Source organism: Ekhidna sp. ABH4_415, assembly GCF_056161305.1.
Window position 1 is genome coordinate 59,711 of the sequence record NZ_JBSWYW010000011.1, and the last position, 19,318, is coordinate 79,028.

The window sequence follows — 19,318 nt, forward strand, 5'->3', positions numbered from 1 at the left end:
TTTACTAATTCATTATTTGAAAAGCGATTCATTTTTGGATCGCTTTTTTGTTGCTATCACTTATTTAATTGTGTCCACATACGCGAAATGATTTTCCATTCACCATCGGTCTGCTTACTGTAGACAGTAGTTGCGTGAGAAGTTGAGGTTTTAGACATGGAGAAATCACCTTTTTCATAGGTAAAGTCTAAAACTCCTTTTTCCAGTGAATATGCCATTGAGTCTGTACAATGGATTTCAAGCAACTCTACTTCATACGAATGGATTGTGGTGGTTGAGCTGTCATTTGGGAACCAGTACTTTTCGATATCCTCAATACCCTGAATAGGAGCCATGCCGCTTGGAATGATTGTAGCATTACTGTGAAACAAGTTCAGGACTGTTTCAGGCTGATTAGCTAACCAACCTCTTACATAAGTTTTTCTGATATTATTGATATCATCCTTATTCTGGTTTGAGAATCCGTTTTGAATAGGGGTAGAGCATGATTGAAGGGCGCAAACTAAAACGATACAATATTTCATTTCACCTGGGTTAATGCCTTCATGAATCTTTAGATATACGAATAGAATGCTATAGTGTTTTCAGCTCGTGAAATGACTAAAGGTTAATCCAATATGTCATTTTAAGAATGAGGGCATGGTTTTTTCTTCTTAAACCCATGTCAGAAAACTGCTCAGTACCGTAATTATCTGTGTAAACAATAAAAAGATCTGAAACCGGTGCAAATCGCCATTGAAAGCGTGAGTTAATATTAATATTATCTATTTGACTGTTGTATTGGATGAAATTTGTGAAGAAGATGGATTTTGTAAGCGTTAGGTCCAGTCTAGGTCCGATCAACCAAAGGTCCGCATCGTTATAATCTTCTGGTAGCCTGATGCGGTTGTAAACCATGTTCACTTTTATATCCAGAATAGGTTGAAATCGATATCCGAATATCGCTCCAATACTTTGCCTATTACCATTGAAGTATTCTCCTAAATAGCCATTCACCTGTAAGTTGAAGAGTTTGCGTTGATCTGAAATGTAGGAGAAATTAAAGCTATTATATGTATATCCAGTCAACGAATCCAATTCCCTTCCATCTGTTTGGGTAGGATCAAACGGGTCCAGTAAAAAGGTATGATTTTGTTCCAAAGAGGCACTGAGTCTTCCGGTATTTGACAATCCAGAATTGAAATTGATCGCAAATTTCCGGTCTGTAATTTGCCCATCAACTGTCCAGATGTATTCTGTTTCTCCACGAAGCTCGATGGAGTTGAAAAAGCCTTTTGATAAAAAGAAATTTTTACCAAAATCCGGATTAATTCGAAAGATTCCAGGTCTAGGAACAAAACCTACCTCAGCATTATGATTTTCCCCCACATAAACATGAGCCCAACTCCATACCCAGGTCTTGGACGAGTACCCCACATAGCCTGTGTGAGATCCCTGTCCGGGCTTTGAGCCGGTTTCATCAAAGGAATGGTGGTACATGATTTTTCCATTCCATTTTCCGTCGCTCGATGCAATATTGTAATCAATTCCAGCTAATCTGTTCCACCCGGTATAAGGAGTTGTGTCATTCTCAGCATAGCTTTCAAAGGTTTGTTTATTCACGAATATGGCGCCTATATTTGATCTTCCGAATATTTTCCTTTGCACGGCACCCACGGTGTAATTGATGCTTGGCAGATTAATAGCATCATCCTCTGCAGCTTGCATGTTTAGTATTCCAATGCGCCAATTGTTATCCAGTTTGCCGCTCAGTCGAGCGCCAGCATAAATTTGGTTTTGGATATTTTGGCCAGTTGATTCATCCCTGGCAATTCCAATCCTTCGTGAGAAGAAAGGTCTGGAGTAGAAGGGGTGGCCAAAGCTTTCGAATAAATCTGCATTCTCAAGAAAAAACTGTCGCCGCTCGGGGAAAAACAGTTCGAAGCGATTGAGGTCAGTCACTTGCTGATCCAACTCTACCTGAGAAAAGTCCGGGTTGAAAGTGAGGTCCAAATTGAGCGATGGGCTTACAGCTATCTTGGCATCACCACCGTAGGAAAAATCATTGATCCGATCGGTATCAATCGCTTCATTATCCTGCTTCGTGCTGGCTGATACATAGGGTATCAAAGAAATATTTGGCCCTGATTTTTCTAGTGGCTTATCCCAGACAAGCTCTTTCATGAAGGCTAGTGATAGTATCAGAAAATTTCGAGGAATGCGAGTCCAGGTGGAACGCTCACCCTGCTCTGTATCAATGCGATAAAAGTTGATGTTCCATCGGTCACTTCCCGGTTTAAACCTTAACGTTTTAAACGGAATGGCAGCTTCAGCCGTCCAGTATCCGGGATATTGCTTTGCGTCTGCCAGCCATTTATTATCCCAGGAAAGCGCAAGGTCACCACCTCTCACACCTCCATTGCTGATAAGTCCCTCACGCTGAACGCCGAATGGGTTAATGCCAAACTGAAACGCATTGGTGTTGTCTTGAAATGGGTCTATTTCAATGGTGATTCCGTCAAAATTCCCTCTGTAATCCCGTCTTAGCGATGGCACAGCATATTCACGATCTTCAGTGAGATTATACATTTTGGCACTTACATAAAGGTAGGTTTCATCATACGTCATTCGGATTTCAACGGACGATTCTGCGGGTACCGAATCACTGGGAAAATACTGACTGAAGTTTTTTATGACCTGTACATTGTTCCATACCTCCTCATCAATAATACCATCTATTTTAATGGATTGATTCGTTGAAACAATATGATAGGCCTCTTCCTGACTATACAGCCAAGTAGGTACTAAAATGAAAAGCCAATAAATTTTCTTCATCAGGAGCAAATTTATTTGGCTATGGCCTTACTGGAGTCAATTTTTTGATGAGTGGGAAAATGGCCTGAATTTCGTGATGTTAAATGTAGCCTTGCTTTAACAGCTTATTATAGATAGCCAGACATATCCATGCATCAGTTGCCGCATACTTTTGTTGGGCAGGGGTGAGCTTCTCAGCCTCCCAGTTGGTAACTTGTTGATTTTTAGAAATCCGAGCTCCCAAGATGACAGCAGCCAGCTTTTTTACCCCCATGTGCTTCACACCCAATTCACGTACCACATCATTGAGGTCTGTGAAGTTTTTGGGCTTGAATTTTCTTGCCTTGTTCAGGTCTTTCAAGTCATCATCTATACTGATACCTAACTTTAGAATGGATTCATCTGACATTAACTCAAAGAGTGAAGTAGGATATCCCATCACGTTGAGCCGGAAAAGGTATGCATCCTCCATTGTGGAAAGCTGCACCATGGCAGTGTGATTATATTCACCCTTATTGAAAGCTGGTTTTTTTTCCGTATCAAAACCGAGAATATCAAATTTGCGAAGAGCTTTTACCGCCTCATTGCACTCTTTTTCAGTTTCTAACACATGGATCTTTCCTTCGAAAGCCAACAAAGGCATGGCCCGCATGTCTTCTTTCGTGATATGTTCGGCAAACCGACTATTCACCTTTCTTTACCAGCTTTTTGATTTTATAGCCTGTGTAGCCCATGATCATCGTCATAATCGGGCTTATAAGGTTAAAGAAACAATACGGAAGGTAGGTGAATGTACCTACCCCCAGTACAGTTGAATGATATGCCCCGCAGGTATTCCAAGGGATGAGAACTGAAGTCACCGTTCCAGAATCCTCAAGTGTCCGACTTAGGTTTTCGGGTGCCAATCCTTTCTTTCTGTAAGTGTCAGCGTACATTCTTCCTGGTACTACGATCGCCAGGTACTGATCAGAGGCTGTAAGGTTGAAAAACACGCAGGTACCTACGGTACTTGATATCAGTGAACCGGTTGAGTTTACTTTTGAGATGATTGCAGAAGCAATTCGTTTTAGCATTCCAGCACCCTCCATCACTCCGCCAAAGATCATCGCGGACAGGATTAACCAGATAGTACCGAGCATCCCGGCCATTCCTGAGCTGCTTAGTAATCCCTCATCATCCAAAACAGCATTGCCTGTCGTAAAGGCGATATCTCCAAACATTGCTTGCATTGTTCCGATAAATCCATTGGTAACTGCGGGAGAAAGGCCGAAGAATTCATCATAAAGTTTACCATCGAAGCTTGCCGTAGCAGCAACTTTTGCGACTAGTTCCGGTTGGAAAATGAGCGCGAATACAGCACCAAGCAAGGTTCCTATTAGTAGTGCGGGGAGAGCAGGCATCTTTTTTACAATCAGTACTACCACAATTACAGGTACAATGAATAGCCAGCCATTGATATTGAATGTACCATCAATAGCAGCGAGGATGGCAGCTTTGCCTTCAATGACTCCATCTGCTGAGTTGGTAAATCCGATTATAAGGAAGATGATCAATGCCAGAATTATTGATGGAACAGTGGTTATGGTCATGTACCGAATATGCGTGAATAGATCTGTACCCGCCATGGCAGGGGCCAGATTGGTTGTATCTGAAAGCGGGGACATCTTATCTCCGAAATACGCACCGGATAGAATAGCGCCTGCGACCAAACCCTCGGAAATGCCAAGTGCCTGACCGATACCAATTAGCGCAATACCGACTGTTGCTGCTGTCGTCCATGAGCTACCCGTAGCAATGGAAACGATGGAACACACGATGCATGCAGCAACAAGGAAAATGGTTGGATTGAGAATCTGAAGACCATAATAGATCATTGCAGGAACTACACCGCTAAGCATCCAGGTGCCTGCAAGCGATCCAATAAGCAATAAGATCAAAATGGAAGCCATCGCCGAACTGATACTCTTCACAATGCCATTTTGAATATCATCCCATTTGAAGCCAATTCGTATGGCTACAATTGCGGCAACTCCTGCTGAGAGAATAAGCACGATCTGATTGGATCCACCAAGAGCCTCACTTCCAAATATGCCTACGTTGATGACCAGTAGGACAATGAGAAAAATAATTGGGATAAGAGATTCGAATAAAGTGGGTTCGCGTTTGGTTGTCATTGTAGGTTATTTCTCGAACCCTCGAAAATAGGATATTTAAAAGTAAATCCCCTGCCTTATTTGAAGAAAGGGGATTTTGAAGTTATGAGGCTTTCTTTAAAAAATCATCTACGTGACAATCTACCTTGGCTTTCAATGCATGAAGGATATTGTATAGTCCAAAGAACGTCCTATTAAAATAAATAAAGTGTCTTGAGCCTCGTGCTTGCAGGCGGTTCATTTCCGGATCTTTGGATATCGCTTCACCTTTCATATAAATTTCCGTGAAATAAGCATCATCGCTGAAATCAAATACGCCCTCATTGAATGGACGCGATAGAAGCTTAATTAAATCTGTGAACATGGCCGTCACGATCTTCGCGTCCTTTTCCGGATCGCTTGGTCTGATGATTTCTAGTTTACAAAATAGTTCATCGACTCGCTTTGGATCATTGAGTACTTCATGGCTGGCCAACTCAAAATATGCATCATAAAAATCATCCGGGATATGTTTGATACATCCAAAATCGATCACTCCCAGGTTGTTTTTATCATCGATAATGAAATTGCCGGGATGCGGGTCAGCATGCATCATTCGCAATTCATGCATTTGATACATGTAGAAGTTCCACAAAATCTGACCAAGTCGGTCTCTGTCTTCTTGTTTTTGCTCACGTTTCATCCATGCCCCAATGGGCTCACCTTCCAACCAGCTCATAGTCAATATCTGGGGAGAGGATAATTCAGAATAATAAGTGGGAAAGAAAACGCCATCTACTTTCTGGCATTTACCTGCAAAGTCCATAGACTGCTTAAGCTCCAGGGCATAATCAGCTTCTTCCAACAGCTTGCCTTCCACTTCCTTCATATAAGGGTCAACGTCCTTACCTTTCACATTCATGAGTCTCAATGCGAAGGGCTTGGCAAGTTTCAGGTCACTTTTGATGCTATCAGCAACCCCAGGATATTGCACTTTAACAGCCAGCTTTTCTCCATTCAGTTCCGCTTTATGTACCTGACCCATGGAGGCAGCATTGCTGGCATTTTTTCCAAATACATCGAAGATTTCATTTGGTTCCTTTCCCAGGTTCTCAATGAATGTTTTTTTCACAAGGGGGTAGGAGAGCGGTGGCGCACTATACTGTGCCATGGCAAATTTGTCAGAATATGCCTTTGGGAGGACGTTCTGATCCATACTTAATAGTTGTGCCATTTTCAGTGCACTGCCTTTTAGCTCACTTAGTGAATCGTAAATATCTCTTGCATTATCATTATCCAGCTCTTCTTTATTGAGCTTTCCTTTGATCGCAGCTTTGCTATATGCTTTGACATAGTTAGCGCCTACTTTAGCGCCTGTACTCACGAACTTACTTGCCCGCTTTACTTTACCAATTGGAATTCGATCGAGTTCTTTAGCCATTATGCAGTCGCTTTTGAAATGCCCATTTTTTGAAGGAAAAATTTACTAAGGTCAATGATGGAGTCAAGGGCCGGAAGCTCGCCTATATCAAATGCTGTACGGGTTGATTTTTCTATAAAAACATCGGTATCAGCACCATTGGCTGAGTCATCCTTCACCCAGAAAAAGAGGGTAGCTACGGTATGAGACCAGAGTACTCTTTTATACGCAGACTGGGTAGCATTCTGTGCTTTGTCAGGTAAAAATTCAAAGGTTTTGGCCCAGTCAATATCTGATTGTGTGATGATTTTTTGAGTCTGCTTGAGCTCCTCTGGAATCTCATGAGGTTTTTTGCCCTCCAGTTTGTAAAGGATATACGATCTGTCAGGTTTTAATATCTCTTGGAAGGTGTAGAGAAAAGAAAGGTGCTTTTCTCGTCCGTCCATTTCGTCGAATTCCGGATCGTTCATTACAACTTTCATTGTTTGGGTGTAGTACCCCTCCCAGATAGATTTTTCAATATTCTTCAACGAGCCGAAGTGCTTGAAAAAATCTTCGTCAGAAATTTTTAAATATTTTGTGAAAATCCGCACGGTTTCTGGTTTTTTTCCTTCTTCAAGAAGAAAATCCATAAAGCCTTTTTGGATGGAAGACTTATTAACTGATTTTTTGGCCATGATCAAAAGTTTTGTTGTTTAATAAACATGATAGCAGCGCCGATGGTTTTACCTTTTTCCGTTTTATTTTAGTTGTGAATAAGTTAAGTGTTAATATTTTGGCTCAACCAAATTACCCATCTTTAAAGCATGCACCGCCTTTTAGTTCTTTCGTTTCTCTTCTTTGTTCTGATTCTTCCGCATACGGGGAAATGTTCCTTTGTACAAAATCCTACCGAACTTCAAGTACTGTGGTACACCTCAACTCCATTTATAGAGGAGGATGGAAACGGTAACGTTGTTGGAATAGAACCTGAAATGTTTGCGCTATTCAAGGAATATATGCGAAACATGAAGGGAATCGAAGTGGAGATCAATTTTAAAAAGGCAGAGAATTTTATCAATATTGTTGATGAGATGAAGCAAAACAACAATCCCAGTATTGTGGGTGCTTCAGCATTATCTATTACCAATGAGCGCAAACAGTTTGCACAGTTCACTGAATCATATCTACCTGATGTAACGGTGCTTGTATCAAGCAAGGGCACACCCATTGTCAGCTCTATTAAGGAAAAAGTGGAGATGATGCGCTCACTGAATGCGGTTACAATTGAAGGTACTAAGTATGAAGTCTTACTCAACAACCTGCAGCAAGAGACTGGGGTGGATTTTAATATTATTTACATAGAGAGTGATCAGAACATTTTGGACGGAGTGCAGGCCGGATCCGACCGCTTTGGTTTTATCGATTTGCCAATTTATCTGCTAAGAATTGAGGGAGGTGATCAACTGACCCGCCAAAACTTCTTTACGAATATAGGAGATGGATATGCCTTTATAGTTCCTCAAACCAGTTACTGGAAGTCCTATTTAGATGAGTTTTTATCAGATCCTAATTCGAGAGCCGCCATTGACAAAATTATTTCAAAGTATTTGGGAGAGGAGCTTTATAAATTTATCGATAACCTATATGGTGATTCTGAATTAAGTACTTCAATACTCACCAAAGAGAAGGAGCTCCAATTGGAAATGATTAAAAATGTGAATTTGCGATTGGAGCAGGAACAGGCAGTTAGAAGAATTTTGATCGTGAGTACAAGCATTGCTTTACTACTCCTGGTGGCGATTGGTTACTTGTATTACCGAAATCAAAAGACAACCAACTTGCTTTTGCGTCAGAAAGGTCAGATTGAAGTGCAGCAGCAGGATATTCAGCAAAAAAATGAGCAGCTGATGAACCGGAATGCACAGCTGGTGGCACTGAATGAAGAAAAGAACAACTTGGTGAGGATTTTGGCTCATGATATACGTTCTCCGCTTAGTCAGATCATCATGGTCACCGACATTTTAAATCAAAAAATAGATGACTCCTTGCCGGAGACTGATGTGAAACTGCTGAGTCAGGTGACAACCAGTGCGGAACGCATCACTAAAATGGTAAATAAAATCCTGGATGTAGATAGTCTTGAGGAGAGCAGGGTAAGAGTGATGAATGAACGTGTAGATATTCGTGAGGTGATGAAAGATGTAGCAAACAGGTACAGGCCGATTGCATCGAAGAAAGGCATAGATCTTTCTGTAGAGTTTTGTGAAGATCACTATATGATTCGTACCGATCACTTGCTGCTGCTTTTAGTATTGGAAAATCTGATTTCCAATGCGGTGAAATTCTCAGAACAAGATGCCTCTGTAGAATTGAGCGCAAACTGCTCTTATGATTGTGTTGTGTTCAAGGTTTCGGATGAAGGTCCCGGGTTTTCAGAGGAGGACAAGAAAAAATTATTCAATCGTTTCCAAAAACTCAGTGCTAAACCAACGGCAGGCGAGTCCTCCACTGGCCTGGGCCTTTCGATCGTTAAGAAATATGTACAGGATCTGGGAGGTAAAGTGTGGGTGGAATCCGATAAAGGGAAGGGGAGTGCTTTTTTTGTTAAGCTGACGGTTTAGTTAGGAAAGTTTGTTAACAATTTTTTTAGCTTCATCGGTTACTTCCTTTTTATATCCGTTTGCTTCAAGAATTTTTATCGCATTTCCATTCTTTAGTCTACCTTCCTTAAGCTGGTAATCAAAGGTTATATACCTATCATTAATCAGTTCACAAAAATGATAAGAATGAAAACTATCTGATAATAAATTTGTAAGCTCTACATCGTGAGTAGATACAAAAACAATATTCCCATTTTTACTCAGTTGTGTCAAAACTGCTTTTCCAGCTGCAATCCTTTCAACGGTATTGGTCCCTTTGAAGAGTTCGTCGAGCAGAAATAATCCATTGCCTTCCTCTGATGCTTCAATCATTTCTCTTATCGTTAATATTTCTTCTTGATAGTAGCTTTTATCATTAAGCAGATCGTCACTGATGCGGATAGCAGTGAAAATCCTAAACGGTCTGAGTATGAACTCCTTTGCAAAGCACGTATTTAATGTAGCCGAGGCAATAAAATTGATACCAATAGTTCGAATAAAAGTTGTTTTTCCTGACATATTGGAGCCGGTAAGGATGACTGATTTTTGATCAACCTCAATTGAATTGGCAGTAGGGTTATGTATTAAAGGATGATAAATTTCTTTTGCTAAAATCTTCTGATGAGCTTTATCAAACTGAGGGTGGTTCCATTTGCCATTTAATGATTTTCTAAATCTCATCATAGAAATGCAGCAATCTATTTGACCAACAAAATTGAATACGGATTCAATTTCTTTTCGCTTGGTTTCTAAAACTCTTAATGCTGAGAAAAACAAAATTGGCTCAAGCAAATACATCATTTTTACGATTTCCAATAAAGCTGTAGAAATCGCTGTTAGATCGCCTGCAATGCCTCCCTGATCCTGAAAGAAAGAGATTTTATACTTGATCTTTTTTATACTTTCTAAGTCCTCTTTGACTGATTGATAATAAACTTTACATTCTTTCCGCTTGCCGAGAGCTTCCGAGACATCAATGAGCTTTATAAGTTCCGGAAGTGATTTTAGATAGACAATCACGTTACTTTTATTAATGAAGTGAATCACTGCATTAATGGTAACCAACATTATCAAGAACAATGCGAAGACAGGGTAAAATGGAATTAGAATTGTTAATAATAAGCTGATAATTGAAAGTGGCTTGACTACAACATACCACTTAGGCCTGGAGATGTGTGCATTGTGAAAAAGACTTGAAAGATAGAATGTAGCTGGTTTGGAAAGCTTATGAAGCAGTACTTGCGTTTCTAGTCGTTCTTTAGCATTCTTTTTGTAAAAATTAATTAAACGCTCTTCGGTTGAAAAGTCAGCTTTGAAATTTATCGATCTGATCTTGTCATACAAAACCTGTTGACCAACTCTGGATGTGGTTCTATCTGCAAGCATAAAAAATTCATCAAGATCTAAATCTTGACATGTTCGATCCGACACAACCTGATAGGCCTTATTGTGGTTCTTGTTTTTGAAATATTGTGAAATTTGATCAAAATCGAACGTACCCTTTTTGATTTTTGAAAAAGATTCAGCTAACTCTTTTCTGATTTTGCTTTTGGATCGAACCATGATAATCAATCCATGTTCAAAATCAACTCAGCTACTTCTTCACCAACCAGGCTACCTATTGCAACGCCCATTCCCCCCAATCTGACTCCCATGGCAATCCGCTCGGACACCTTTTGAACAATGGGAGCTTTGGTTTTACCGAATGCCATGATTCCTATCCATTCCATTTCTATTTCATATGATTGGTTGGGTAAGATGATTGATTCAAGGTCCGAGACCAGCTTGGTTTTGATCTGTTGATTTATACCAAATTCGGTGGTCTCTTCTTCGGCCAATGCCAGGTTTCTGCCACCACCGAAGAGTAACTTACCGTAGTAATCTCTGAAATAATAGTATCCTTCCTCGTAATGAAAAGTCCCTTCAAACTTCAGCTTTTCATCCGGAACAATACTCATCACTATACCACGTCCCGGAGATACATCCAGCTCTTTCTTCAAAAGCTTGTTGGTAAAGGCATTGGTGCATACGGCTACCTTGCCGGCTGTGAACTGTACATCTTTGCAATTGATTCTGACAGAAGAGGCCTCTTCCTGAATATCCAAAACTTCACACCCTGTGTGGACTTGAACGCCAATTTCTGCACAGTATTTCCAAAGGGATGCTATCAATCTACCTGTGTCTAGCTGTCCCTCAAGGTGATTTTCAATCAGGTGATGGGTTCGCCCAAAACCAAAGGTATTTATTTTCTCATCTGAGAGTTTAAATACATCAGCCTGGAAAAAATCAGCAAGCAGTTCGTTGATCGGTCCGATTTTGTTTACCACCTCAGATGGCTTATCAAAAATCAATTCATAGCCACTCTTTACCTGGATGTCAATCATACTTCTTCCCAAACGCTGACAGGTTTTTTGCAATCCGTCCCATCGCTTTTCCACCAGACTTACCATGCCGTCAGCACCCAGAGTTTTTACGTCGTTGAGTAGCTCGGACACACTTCCAAAACAAGCAAACCCTGCGTTTTTTGTACTTGCTCCAGTGGGAAGTACACCGCGTTCTAAAACAGTGACCCTTAGGTCAGGGGATTGCTCCTTCAAAGTAGCAGCGGTCGACAATCCTGTGATGCCTGCTCCTACAACGATGATATCCGATTCCAAAAATGATTGTTTCTCCCAAAGACTAAACACTTGCATTGATTTTAGATTGTCGAAATTAACTAATCCAGATAGTTGACCCTCAACACATCCACTTTGATTTTTGCAGATGCCATGAAATCTAACCAAAACAGCTGCTGCGCAGAAAGCTGATCATTCGGTGACTTCACTTCGTAAAACTGGTAATCTTTATCATTCCAAAGAAAAAGATCAGGAAACCCGGCGCTGTTTTCCTTCATGTTTTTTGACATTTCCAGCAGCACTTTCTTCAGTGACTTTAAAGGCAATTTGTGGATCATGACTTCAAGCGAAGGGAGTAATGACTCATGCCATGTCACAAACCGGTTGGCTATACCCTGCTTTTCTGCATGAATGTTAGCAATATGCATGAGCAATTGTTTCTTTTTTTTGAACCGATCCAGCTGATTGGTGAGAAGTGGTTTACGTGATTCAAAAAAGATGGAGTCATTTAAATCCGATGGTTGCCTTTGTAAAGGATGATGGAAGGAGCCGTGACTTTCGTCGAATATGACGTTCCAAAAAGTCAAACCGAATAGCCCTCTCCATAGAAAATTCTCCGCATGGAGGCCATCCCATCCTTTTTCTTTGAAATATGTCAGTGCAGCCCTTTCAACGGATGATTCAGGTCGTGGGATTTCTATGCTTGGGGCATCCTTCAGCCGTTTGGTCATACTGCGGTCTATTCGAATGCCTTTGCGATTGAGAAAGTCGGTTGCGAAGGTGAGTTCAGATGCATTGGCGGGATTATCCAGCATTTGCTTGGCTATCTTCATGGCTTCTTCCTTTTGATCGAGTCGATCTAGTAGCCTCACTTTTCTTTCGCGTGCTGGAGGTTTGTCTGTATACGAATAGTAGCTGAGTGCCAGATCCGGTTTCATAATTTGCTCAAAATAGTAAGCAATTTTAAGCAGCAGCTTTTCAGCGGTTTTGGCAGATCGGGGATAGGAGAGCCACGTTTCCCAAGGCATTTCTTCCAAATAATCTTCCATCGGGAGGCCGGCCTCCTGGATTTCGTAAATCATTTTTTTAAGCTGAGAGAGATGCATCACTGCTAGTGCTTCCTCCCTGGATTTAAACCAGGGGCTGAACTTGGTCTCATCGAGCTTTTCAATCCTAACATTACCCACATCCCTGATAACAAAGTCGGTCATTCGTCCGCCTCTATGACCAAAAAACAACATCTTTATGAAATCAACCTCTTCATTTTTAAGCACCTCGGCTACTTCCTCCTTTTCATGAATGGCAGGAATATCCGCCTCTGTCAATTCCAGCAATATCTCTGACTTCTTTTGAGTAGGATGCAAGAATTCATACAAAGAGATAAGCTCCTGCTTGGTAAACAAGCGAAATTGATCCGAGTCATTGCTTTCATTAACCTGAATAAACCCCTGGTATAAGAGTTCCTCTTTTGCATCATGCAAATCCGGAATTTCAGCGTAAGAGATTTTGTTTATCCTGAAATAATTACCCCGTCTGTTTGAGAATCGCAGGTATAAACATTGGGCCTGTTCAGACAGATCTCTGAATTCCTGGTAAAAAAGGTATTCGGGCTTATCCAGGATATGATCATACTGCCGCTCCACGAATTCAAGCACATAGTTAAAATAATCTAAATAGTATTTTTCAGGTAATATGATTGAATTATTTTTAGGCATTTGCAAGCAAGCAATTCTTTAGGGGTTACTAATACGTTAATTTTGTATTATATTATTGATAACCGTCAACCAAACATCATGAAGCCTATATTATTTGTATTATTTGTTACAACGGCCTCAATGGTGCTATCACAAAGTTACGTTGATTCGGGCATTCGTCACTTCAATGTGGGTGAATACGAGGAGGCTTTAATAGATTTTGAAAAAGCGATTGATATATCGCAGATGCTGACAGAGAAATCAAAGGCTAAAATTTACTATTACAGAGGGTTGATCTGGCTGCAACAAGCAGAAAAATCGAAAGGAAATGCTGAACATGACCCTTTAACACTGGCCTATAATGACCTTTCCATAGTGTTGTCGATGGATAAGGATTTTGAGTCTCAAATCGATGACGCTTACCGGACACTTAGTGGGTTACTCATGGAGGAGGCTGACTCGTACACCAAACAGGTAAAAAAAGCAGATGCAGTACCTGAGAAATTAAAATTACTGGATAAGCGTATTGAGTATTTGAAGCTGGTGAAAGAACTCGGAGTTGCCACTTTGGTGGATCTTTATCTAGGAGAAACAAACAAAGAAGCCGGTGACCTAATTTTTGAGGGTACGACAAATGTGCTGGAGATGCAGAAGGCTAAAGCATACTATGAGGAAGGAATCATATACCTGGAGTTGGCTCGATATGATGACCCATTTTCCAAAGAAATAATCGAGGACATCATTACAATTGCTAAGCGGCTAGGGGATGTTGAAAAACAGGCGGAGTATGAGAAGTTGCTTGATTTAGCTGGGGGGTGATTTGAAAATCCAGAACCGCAAAAAGTTGCTAATAGGAAAGAAGCTTTCAGAACCTGCCTGCCGGGAGGGCAGGTGGGTAGCGGAGCGGTGAAGATCAGATGAAACTAGCAGAAAGATGCTTAGGCGCATTCGTGCTAGCAACTGTTAATTTCCGTATTCGTTTAGTTATCTTTGAGATATGAGTTCAATAGTTATAAATCCAAAAAGTTCGAAGGAGTTACAGTTCATCTCTGAGTTACTCAAGAAGTTGGGTGTTAAGTCGAAGGTACTTTCCGATGAAGATACAGAAGACTTAGGGTTGTCTTTACTCATGAAAGATGTCGACCGTTCAGATGTTGCGTCTGAGGAAGAGGTTATGTCTAAACTCAAAGGTTAATGGAGGTTGTCTTCCTAAAGAGATTCAGTAAAGATCTCGATAAAATCAAAAAGCCTAAAGATCTTAAGTTAATTGCTGAGATAATTGAGATTGTCAAATCGGCCCAATCAATAGAAGAAATTCCTGGAGTCAAGAAGTTAACAGGTTTTAATGATGCCTTCCGAATTAGATCTGGAAATTATAGAATCGGAGTATTTGTTGAGGGTGAAGTTGTACAATTCGCGAGAGTTGCCCATCGAAAAGATATCTACAACATATTCCCTTGATTGATGCTTGTGGCTAGCTGTGACTAATGAAAACTAACGCCAAGCTAGCAGTTTGTGCGCCCCGAGCTTGGCAAGTTCCGATAAAACTAATGAATCTGCCGGTGCTTCCAAAGTTTGTAGAAAGCACTGCGTTCAGAAAGATGAAAAAATCCTGCAAGATGCGCCAAGTAGAAAGCACTGCCATTTCCTAGCGGCTGATTCATGGTGATATTTGCACAGAAGCCAGCAAAGTGGCAGTTGGCGCATTCGTGCTAGCAACTGTTATACCTCGTCTATTTCATTCGAATGAGAAATTTCATAAAAGAGCTTGCAAGTTCCATGATGATTTCTACTTCGTTTTCGTTCACCGAGTCATTGTGCTTTACGTAGGAGTTCTGGTATTTAGAGAAGTAATCAATCAGCTTAACGAACATGTTAGTAAGTTCCTTTGAGCCCTCTCTTTCTGCAATAAATGTTCCTAAATCACCGAGTTGATTTTCCATCGATTTATTGTTCTCTAGAATTTGTTTTAAGAGCGTTTCTAGTGAAAGCCTCAGGTCATCTAGTAGATTTCGTTGGTGAATCTTGTTGGCATGTTTTTCTAATGCTTCGTTGTAAAGCTTAAGAGAATCTGGGTAGTCGTTTAGCCAGTGTTGAGTTTCTTCTATAAGTGATTCGTTAACATCTTCCTTTGGATTGTCTTGAGCATAGTTCCCATATCGTGAAAGCAATCGAAATTTCAGTTCCTTGGCGTCTTTGTTGTCCGAGAAGTGAGGAAGTTCGCAAAGGTCTTTGATGATTATGAATTGTTTATCAGGGGGAAACGCTTTCAAGTTCTCTCGTAAAGCTGTTCGTTTGTTGGGTAGTTCTGTTGGAAATGGATATTCAGGATAAGGAATGTCAACATTGAAGTCAATAGCATACGCCGAAAGATGTCCAGCGATTTTGCTACCACTTAAGCCCTGTCCAGTTTCACCAAGGATGTCAGATGCATAGTTTATAAATGTTGCTGGAATCATGTCTATGAAAAGGTGATGAGGTATAACGCCACGCTAGCAGGAGTGCGCCCCGAGCTTGGCAGAAAGACACTAAGATAGCGCAGCTGCCCAACACCTACAACGGCTTCTACGAAGAACTGCAATTAGAAAGACAAAATCCAGAAGCAAAACAGTTGCTAGTAGAGAAGAAGCTTACAGAATGGGTAGCGGAGCGGTGAAGATCAGATGAAACTTATAGACACTACTCTGGCGCATTCGTGCTAGCAACTGTTATGCATAGTTATTAGTCGGCTATTGAGATTAAACCTTTATCGATCAACATAACGGTTGTGAAGTAAAGCGTTGAAATGCGGTGCTTTTTGCCATCAGGTTTCATTTTAATTATGTTAACCGGTCTGCCATCAACTTCCTCTGTCTCATCTGAAATAATTCCTGGGATTCCGCATACACCGTCTTTTTCAAGGTTTTCAGGGTAGAACTTATTGATGCATCTGCTTATTAGTTTACAGTTTGCTTGAAACTCAGTAATTGAGATGTCTCTCTCACCGTTGTAATTCAGTTGTTTTATTGCTGGTTCAAATGAACCTCCAACAGCATCCTTATATAAGGTTCCATAATCTTCAAATTCACCGATGTAGTTAATTTTTCGAAGTTCTGAATCTAAATCCAATAGGACGTTAGCAAATGAACTATCCTGTTCGTTCAAACATGTCCAAACAGGGTCGTCAGTTAAGGGTGTTAATTCGGGTTTGGTATCGCAAGAGTTGGTTAGAAAGAAAAGTGTTAGAATAAAAAAAGGTAGAAACTTCATTTCGGGAGAGATTATGCATAACGTCTCGGCTATGAGTAGTTGCTTGGTTTAGCACTTAATTTTGCAAGTACCTACCGAGTTGGAAATTCCTGCGGAATTTCCAAAGTAGGCGAGAATAAGCAATTACTTATAGCCATTGTTAGGCATAGTTTTTATTTGTCTTTTACATTTTTAATCATCTCCATTATTGCGTCAATTACAATTGTTGGTTCTGAATAATGTATGTAATGTCCACTTTTAACAGTGCTTATAAGTTTTGCTTTCGGTTTATCCTCAATCCAATCGTTGAACAATTCTTTCTTAATCTCAATATCTTCGGGTTTGAAGGGTGGTGGCGGAATTTGATAAGATGCGATTAGCGTAATTGATATGTCCTCTGGAAAACCAAGTGTTTTCATTTCCTTTTCCATATTTGGAATCTCCTGAAATTCATTTTGAATTGCAATTGGTTTTGTTGCATAAAAACCATTCATTCCGTTTGTCATCATTTCCGCCTCTTCCTTGGGTTTAGTTGCTAATATTCTTTCCATTAAATTTTCGTGAGATGGGTCAACGAATACTAATCCCAGAACTTTTTCAGGATATGAATCTTGGAATTTCCGTATGATAAAACCACCCAAGGAATGACCGACTAAAATGTAAGGACCTTCAATATCTTCGTTTTCAAGAAATCCATTTAATTCAGATACCAGATTTTCTAATGTTCTTGGATTTTCAGTTGCAGAAGATTTACCTAAACCAAGTCTATCGTAACTTATTGTGGTCGTGATTTTAGAAACACTATCTTGAATTTGTTTCCAACCTTCCAAACTTTCTCCAAGCCCAGATTCAAATACTACTACTGGACTACCAGTTCCTTTTTTTTCAAAATTCACTGAGTCTTCCTTTAAGTCTGTTTGTGCAAAACAACTAAATGCAATTAAGCAGAATAAGATTGTTATAGAATGTTTAGTCTTCATTACTTGTCGATTTTGTTGTTTAAATTATGCCTAACGCCCAGATATGGCGCTGTGGCCTCCGAGCTTAATTAATTGCGATAAAAGTAGCTTATCTGCCGGTGCATTCAAAGTATCCAAGTGGCACTGCGCTCTACAGATAAAAACTCCCACGAGCAGAAGATAGTAGAAAGCACTTCAGTTTCCTGGCGGCCGATAAGCGGGATGTTTTGCAGGCTCTAAGCAGAATGCTAAGTAAGGCCATGCGCAATATCGTCTGTTATTGTCTTTTCTTTCTTATTGATGAAGAGAGTGAGTCAATTAAGGTATTATATTCCATGTTCTTGCCAATTATTATTCCTTTTGGATCAATTAAAAAATACTGCGGAACGAACTTAACCCCATAAATATCTGCGATATCCCTCCAATTACTGTTGGTCTGTAAACTCACCCAAGGTTTGGTTTCGCTGTTGAATTCTTTTGTAGTTTCAGATCCACTAACTGAGATGTTTATTATCTCTAGCTCCGTTTCGAATTCATCATGAATGTTTGTTAAAAAGTCATCAACAGGATAACCGTCTATTGTAAAATTCAAAAAGACCCACCGTCCATCGAAATCATCCAAGCCGATTTTCTGGTTTTCGTAATTAAACAATTCAAAGTCTGGAGCTTTGCTTTTTGTTTTAACACTACTCCAAGTTTGATACAATGTGTCCAAATGCATGTAGTAAATTGATTGTCTCACTTCATGGCTAAAACTTGACATTACAGAGTCCATTTTAGATTGAGAGTAATTGTGTTTGGGGAATAAATAATAAGCAACCCAAGCACTTATTACTTGGTTGGGATACTTTGAAAGTAACTCAGAACCAGCTTCAATATCAAAAGGTATTGCTGGAAAATATTCTCGAAATATGCTGTCCTCTTTAGAACCAGTGACTCTTATAGAATCTAAGTGATTGACATCACCTTTTATATTGATTGCACTGTTTTCAAGAAACAGGTAAATACTTCCAACTGAATCATTCAATGTGATTGAGTGAATGTACGGACTATGCAATTGCCCCGTAAATGTGAACCTACCATTATTAATTATAGCAGTGTCTCTTGTTACCCCTTTATTGGATCCTAGTTCCAAATACTTTAAGACTGCTATTCCGTCATCGAGTCCAGTTATTTCAGCATTAATAGTAAATCCACGCTCTTCACTATCCCTGGTTATACAACCAATCATAGTTGTTAAAATGATAAAACAAAGAAAAGTAGCTGTTCTCATAATTGACAATAACGACTAGATAAAGCATGGGGCTTTACCTTTTATTTAAAGTGATGAAATTAGTGAAATCTGCCGACAGTCTTTTCCTCTTCTTTTCCTTAGATGAAAAGAAGCAAAAATCAAGACAGCCTGAAACCTTCCGCCCACAGGCACTCGCCGGCTCGGCATGCTGTCCTGGCCAACGCACTTTCACTTCTACGAAGTGAGCTTTTAGCCGGCAGATGAACGGGCATCTCTTGATGCCATATGCGAAGGACTATGTAAAGCCATGTGCTTTATCGCCTGTTATATTCTGCATTGTTTTACATCTTGCAACTTCCGTTCATGCTAGAAAATCCAGTTGCATCCTATGTCCGCGATAGCAGACACTTGGTAGATAACTAACCTTTTTCTGATGGAAAGCAGAATTCACGCGGGCGCTCCGTCTGACGGGCTACTGAATGAGCTGGATAATGACGAGGTGAAACAAGAGGTTGCCACCAAAGGATCTTATGGAGTGGGAGTGAAGAGAACTGATGCACGAAAACTCAAGCGGTTAGGTGCTGTCAGGTACGTAGTGCTCCAGAAGTAGTTTGATGAGCTA

At 40.3% G+C, this 19,318-nt stretch carries 18 protein-coding genes; 5 read left to right on the forward strand and 13 right to left on the reverse strand.

Annotation, left to right across the window (positions count from 1 at the left end; all coding sequences use genetic code 11):
• Window positions 1-56 precede the first annotated feature (56 nt).
• The 6 genes from ACXAH9_RS16810 to ACXAH9_RS16835 form a co-directional block, all read right to left on the reverse strand.
• Window positions 57-524, reverse strand: a complete 468-nt coding sequence (locus ACXAH9_RS16810; protein WP_474896010.1) for a YybH family protein — start codon at window positions 522-524, stop codon at window positions 57-59.
• 76 nt (window positions 525-600) lie between these two features.
• Window positions 601-2,814, reverse strand: a complete 2,214-nt coding sequence (locus ACXAH9_RS16815; protein WP_474896011.1) for a DUF5916 domain-containing protein — start codon at window positions 2,812-2,814, stop codon at window positions 601-603.
• A 79-nt stretch (window positions 2,815-2,893) separates the two neighbouring features.
• The gene (locus tag ACXAH9_RS16820) at window positions 2,894-3,484 is read right to left on the reverse strand and encodes a 3'-5' exonuclease (protein ID WP_474896012.1); all 591 of its coding nucleotides are present in this window, start codon (window positions 3,482-3,484) and stop codon (window positions 2,894-2,896) included.
• Entirely contained in the window at window positions 3,477-4,967 is a 1,491-nt protein-coding gene (nhaC, locus tag ACXAH9_RS16825; RefSeq protein WP_474896013.1) for a Na+/H+ antiporter NhaC, read from the reverse strand. Before nhaC ends, ACXAH9_RS16820 begins: the two co-directional genes overlap by 8 nt.
• A gap of 82 nt (window positions 4,968-5,049) precedes the next feature.
• Window positions 5,050-6,366, reverse strand: coding sequence for an ABC1 kinase family protein (locus ACXAH9_RS16830; protein WP_474896014.1), 1,317 nt, complete (start codon window positions 6,364-6,366; stop codon window positions 5,050-5,052).
• Window positions 6,366-7,022: a hypothetical protein gene (locus tag ACXAH9_RS16835; RefSeq protein WP_474896015.1), complete on the reverse strand. Its 657-nt coding sequence runs from the start codon at window positions 7,020-7,022 to the stop codon at window positions 6,366-6,368. Before ACXAH9_RS16835 ends, ACXAH9_RS16830 begins: the two co-directional genes overlap by 1 nt.
• A 129-nt stretch (window positions 7,023-7,151) precedes the next feature.
• Between ACXAH9_RS16835 and ACXAH9_RS16840 the strand changes: the two genes are divergently transcribed.
• Complete coding sequence (locus ACXAH9_RS16840) at window positions 7,152-8,948, forward strand: ATP-binding protein (protein WP_474896016.1); 1,797 nt, start codon at window positions 7,152-7,154, stop codon at window positions 8,946-8,948.
• On the opposite strand, the gene ACXAH9_RS16845 is transcribed toward ACXAH9_RS16840, so the two are convergent.
• From ACXAH9_RS16845 to ACXAH9_RS16855, 3 genes are read right to left on the reverse strand one after another with little or no spacing between them, the layout of a single operon-like run.
• Window positions 8,949-10,529, reverse strand: a complete 1,581-nt coding sequence (locus ACXAH9_RS16845; protein WP_474896017.1) for a MutS-related protein — start codon at window positions 10,527-10,529, stop codon at window positions 8,949-8,951.
• Between the two features lie 5 nt (window positions 10,530-10,534).
• Window positions 10,535-11,659: an NAD(P)/FAD-dependent oxidoreductase gene (locus ACXAH9_RS16850; protein WP_474896018.1), complete on the reverse strand. Its 1,125-nt coding sequence runs from the start codon at window positions 11,657-11,659 to the stop codon at window positions 10,535-10,537.
• A gap of 23 nt (window positions 11,660-11,682) precedes the next feature.
• Window positions 11,683-13,296, reverse strand: a complete 1,614-nt coding sequence (locus tag ACXAH9_RS16855; protein WP_474896019.1) for a VRR-NUC domain-containing protein — start codon at window positions 13,294-13,296, stop codon at window positions 11,683-11,685.
• A 78-nt stretch (window positions 13,297-13,374) separates the two neighbouring features.
• On the opposite strand from ACXAH9_RS16855, the gene ACXAH9_RS16860 reads away from it, so the two are divergent.
• From ACXAH9_RS16860 to ACXAH9_RS16870, 3 genes are all read left to right on the forward strand, one after another.
• Window positions 13,375-14,094 (forward strand): hypothetical protein, encoded by a 720-nt coding sequence (locus ACXAH9_RS16860; protein WP_474896020.1) that lies wholly within the window; start codon window positions 13,375-13,377, stop codon window positions 14,092-14,094.
• A 178-nt stretch (window positions 14,095-14,272) separates the two neighbouring features.
• Entirely contained in the window at window positions 14,273-14,470 is a 198-nt protein-coding gene (locus ACXAH9_RS16865) for a hypothetical protein (protein WP_474896021.1), read from the forward strand.
• The gene (locus tag ACXAH9_RS16870; RefSeq protein ID WP_474896022.1) at window positions 14,470-14,736 is read left to right on the forward strand and encodes a type II toxin-antitoxin system RelE family toxin; all 267 of its coding nucleotides are present in this window, start codon (window positions 14,470-14,472) and stop codon (window positions 14,734-14,736) included. The genes ACXAH9_RS16865 and ACXAH9_RS16870 overlap by 1 nt, the downstream gene beginning before the upstream one ends.
• 272 nt (window positions 14,737-15,008) lie before the next feature.
• Here the strand turns inward: ACXAH9_RS16870 and ACXAH9_RS16875 are convergent, their stop codons facing one another.
• The 4 genes from ACXAH9_RS16875 to ACXAH9_RS16890 form a co-directional block, all read right to left on the reverse strand.
• Entirely contained in the window at window positions 15,009-15,734 is a 726-nt protein-coding gene (locus ACXAH9_RS16875; RefSeq protein WP_474896023.1) for a hypothetical protein, read from the reverse strand.
• Window positions 15,735-15,996: 262 nt separating this feature from the next.
• The gene (locus tag ACXAH9_RS16880) at window positions 15,997-16,419 is read right to left on the reverse strand and encodes a hypothetical protein (RefSeq protein WP_474896024.1); all 423 of its coding nucleotides are present in this window, start codon (window positions 16,417-16,419) and stop codon (window positions 15,997-15,999) included.
• A 257-nt stretch (window positions 16,420-16,676) separates the two neighbouring features.
• The gene (locus ACXAH9_RS16885; RefSeq protein WP_474896025.1) at window positions 16,677-17,483 is read right to left on the reverse strand and encodes an alpha/beta fold hydrolase; all 807 of its coding nucleotides are present in this window, start codon (window positions 17,481-17,483) and stop codon (window positions 16,677-16,679) included.
• 256 nt (window positions 17,484-17,739) lie between these two features.
• Window positions 17,740-18,735, reverse strand: coding sequence for a DUF4369 domain-containing protein (locus ACXAH9_RS16890; RefSeq protein WP_474896026.1), 996 nt, complete (start codon window positions 18,733-18,735; stop codon window positions 17,740-17,742).
• A gap of 394 nt (window positions 18,736-19,129) precedes the next feature.
• Here ACXAH9_RS16890 and ACXAH9_RS16895 point away from each other — a divergent pair, with 394 nt between their 5' ends.
• Window positions 19,130-19,306 (forward strand): hypothetical protein, encoded by a 177-nt coding sequence (locus ACXAH9_RS16895; protein ID WP_474896027.1) that lies wholly within the window; start codon window positions 19,130-19,132, stop codon window positions 19,304-19,306.
• Window positions 19,307-19,318: the final 12 nt, after the last annotated feature.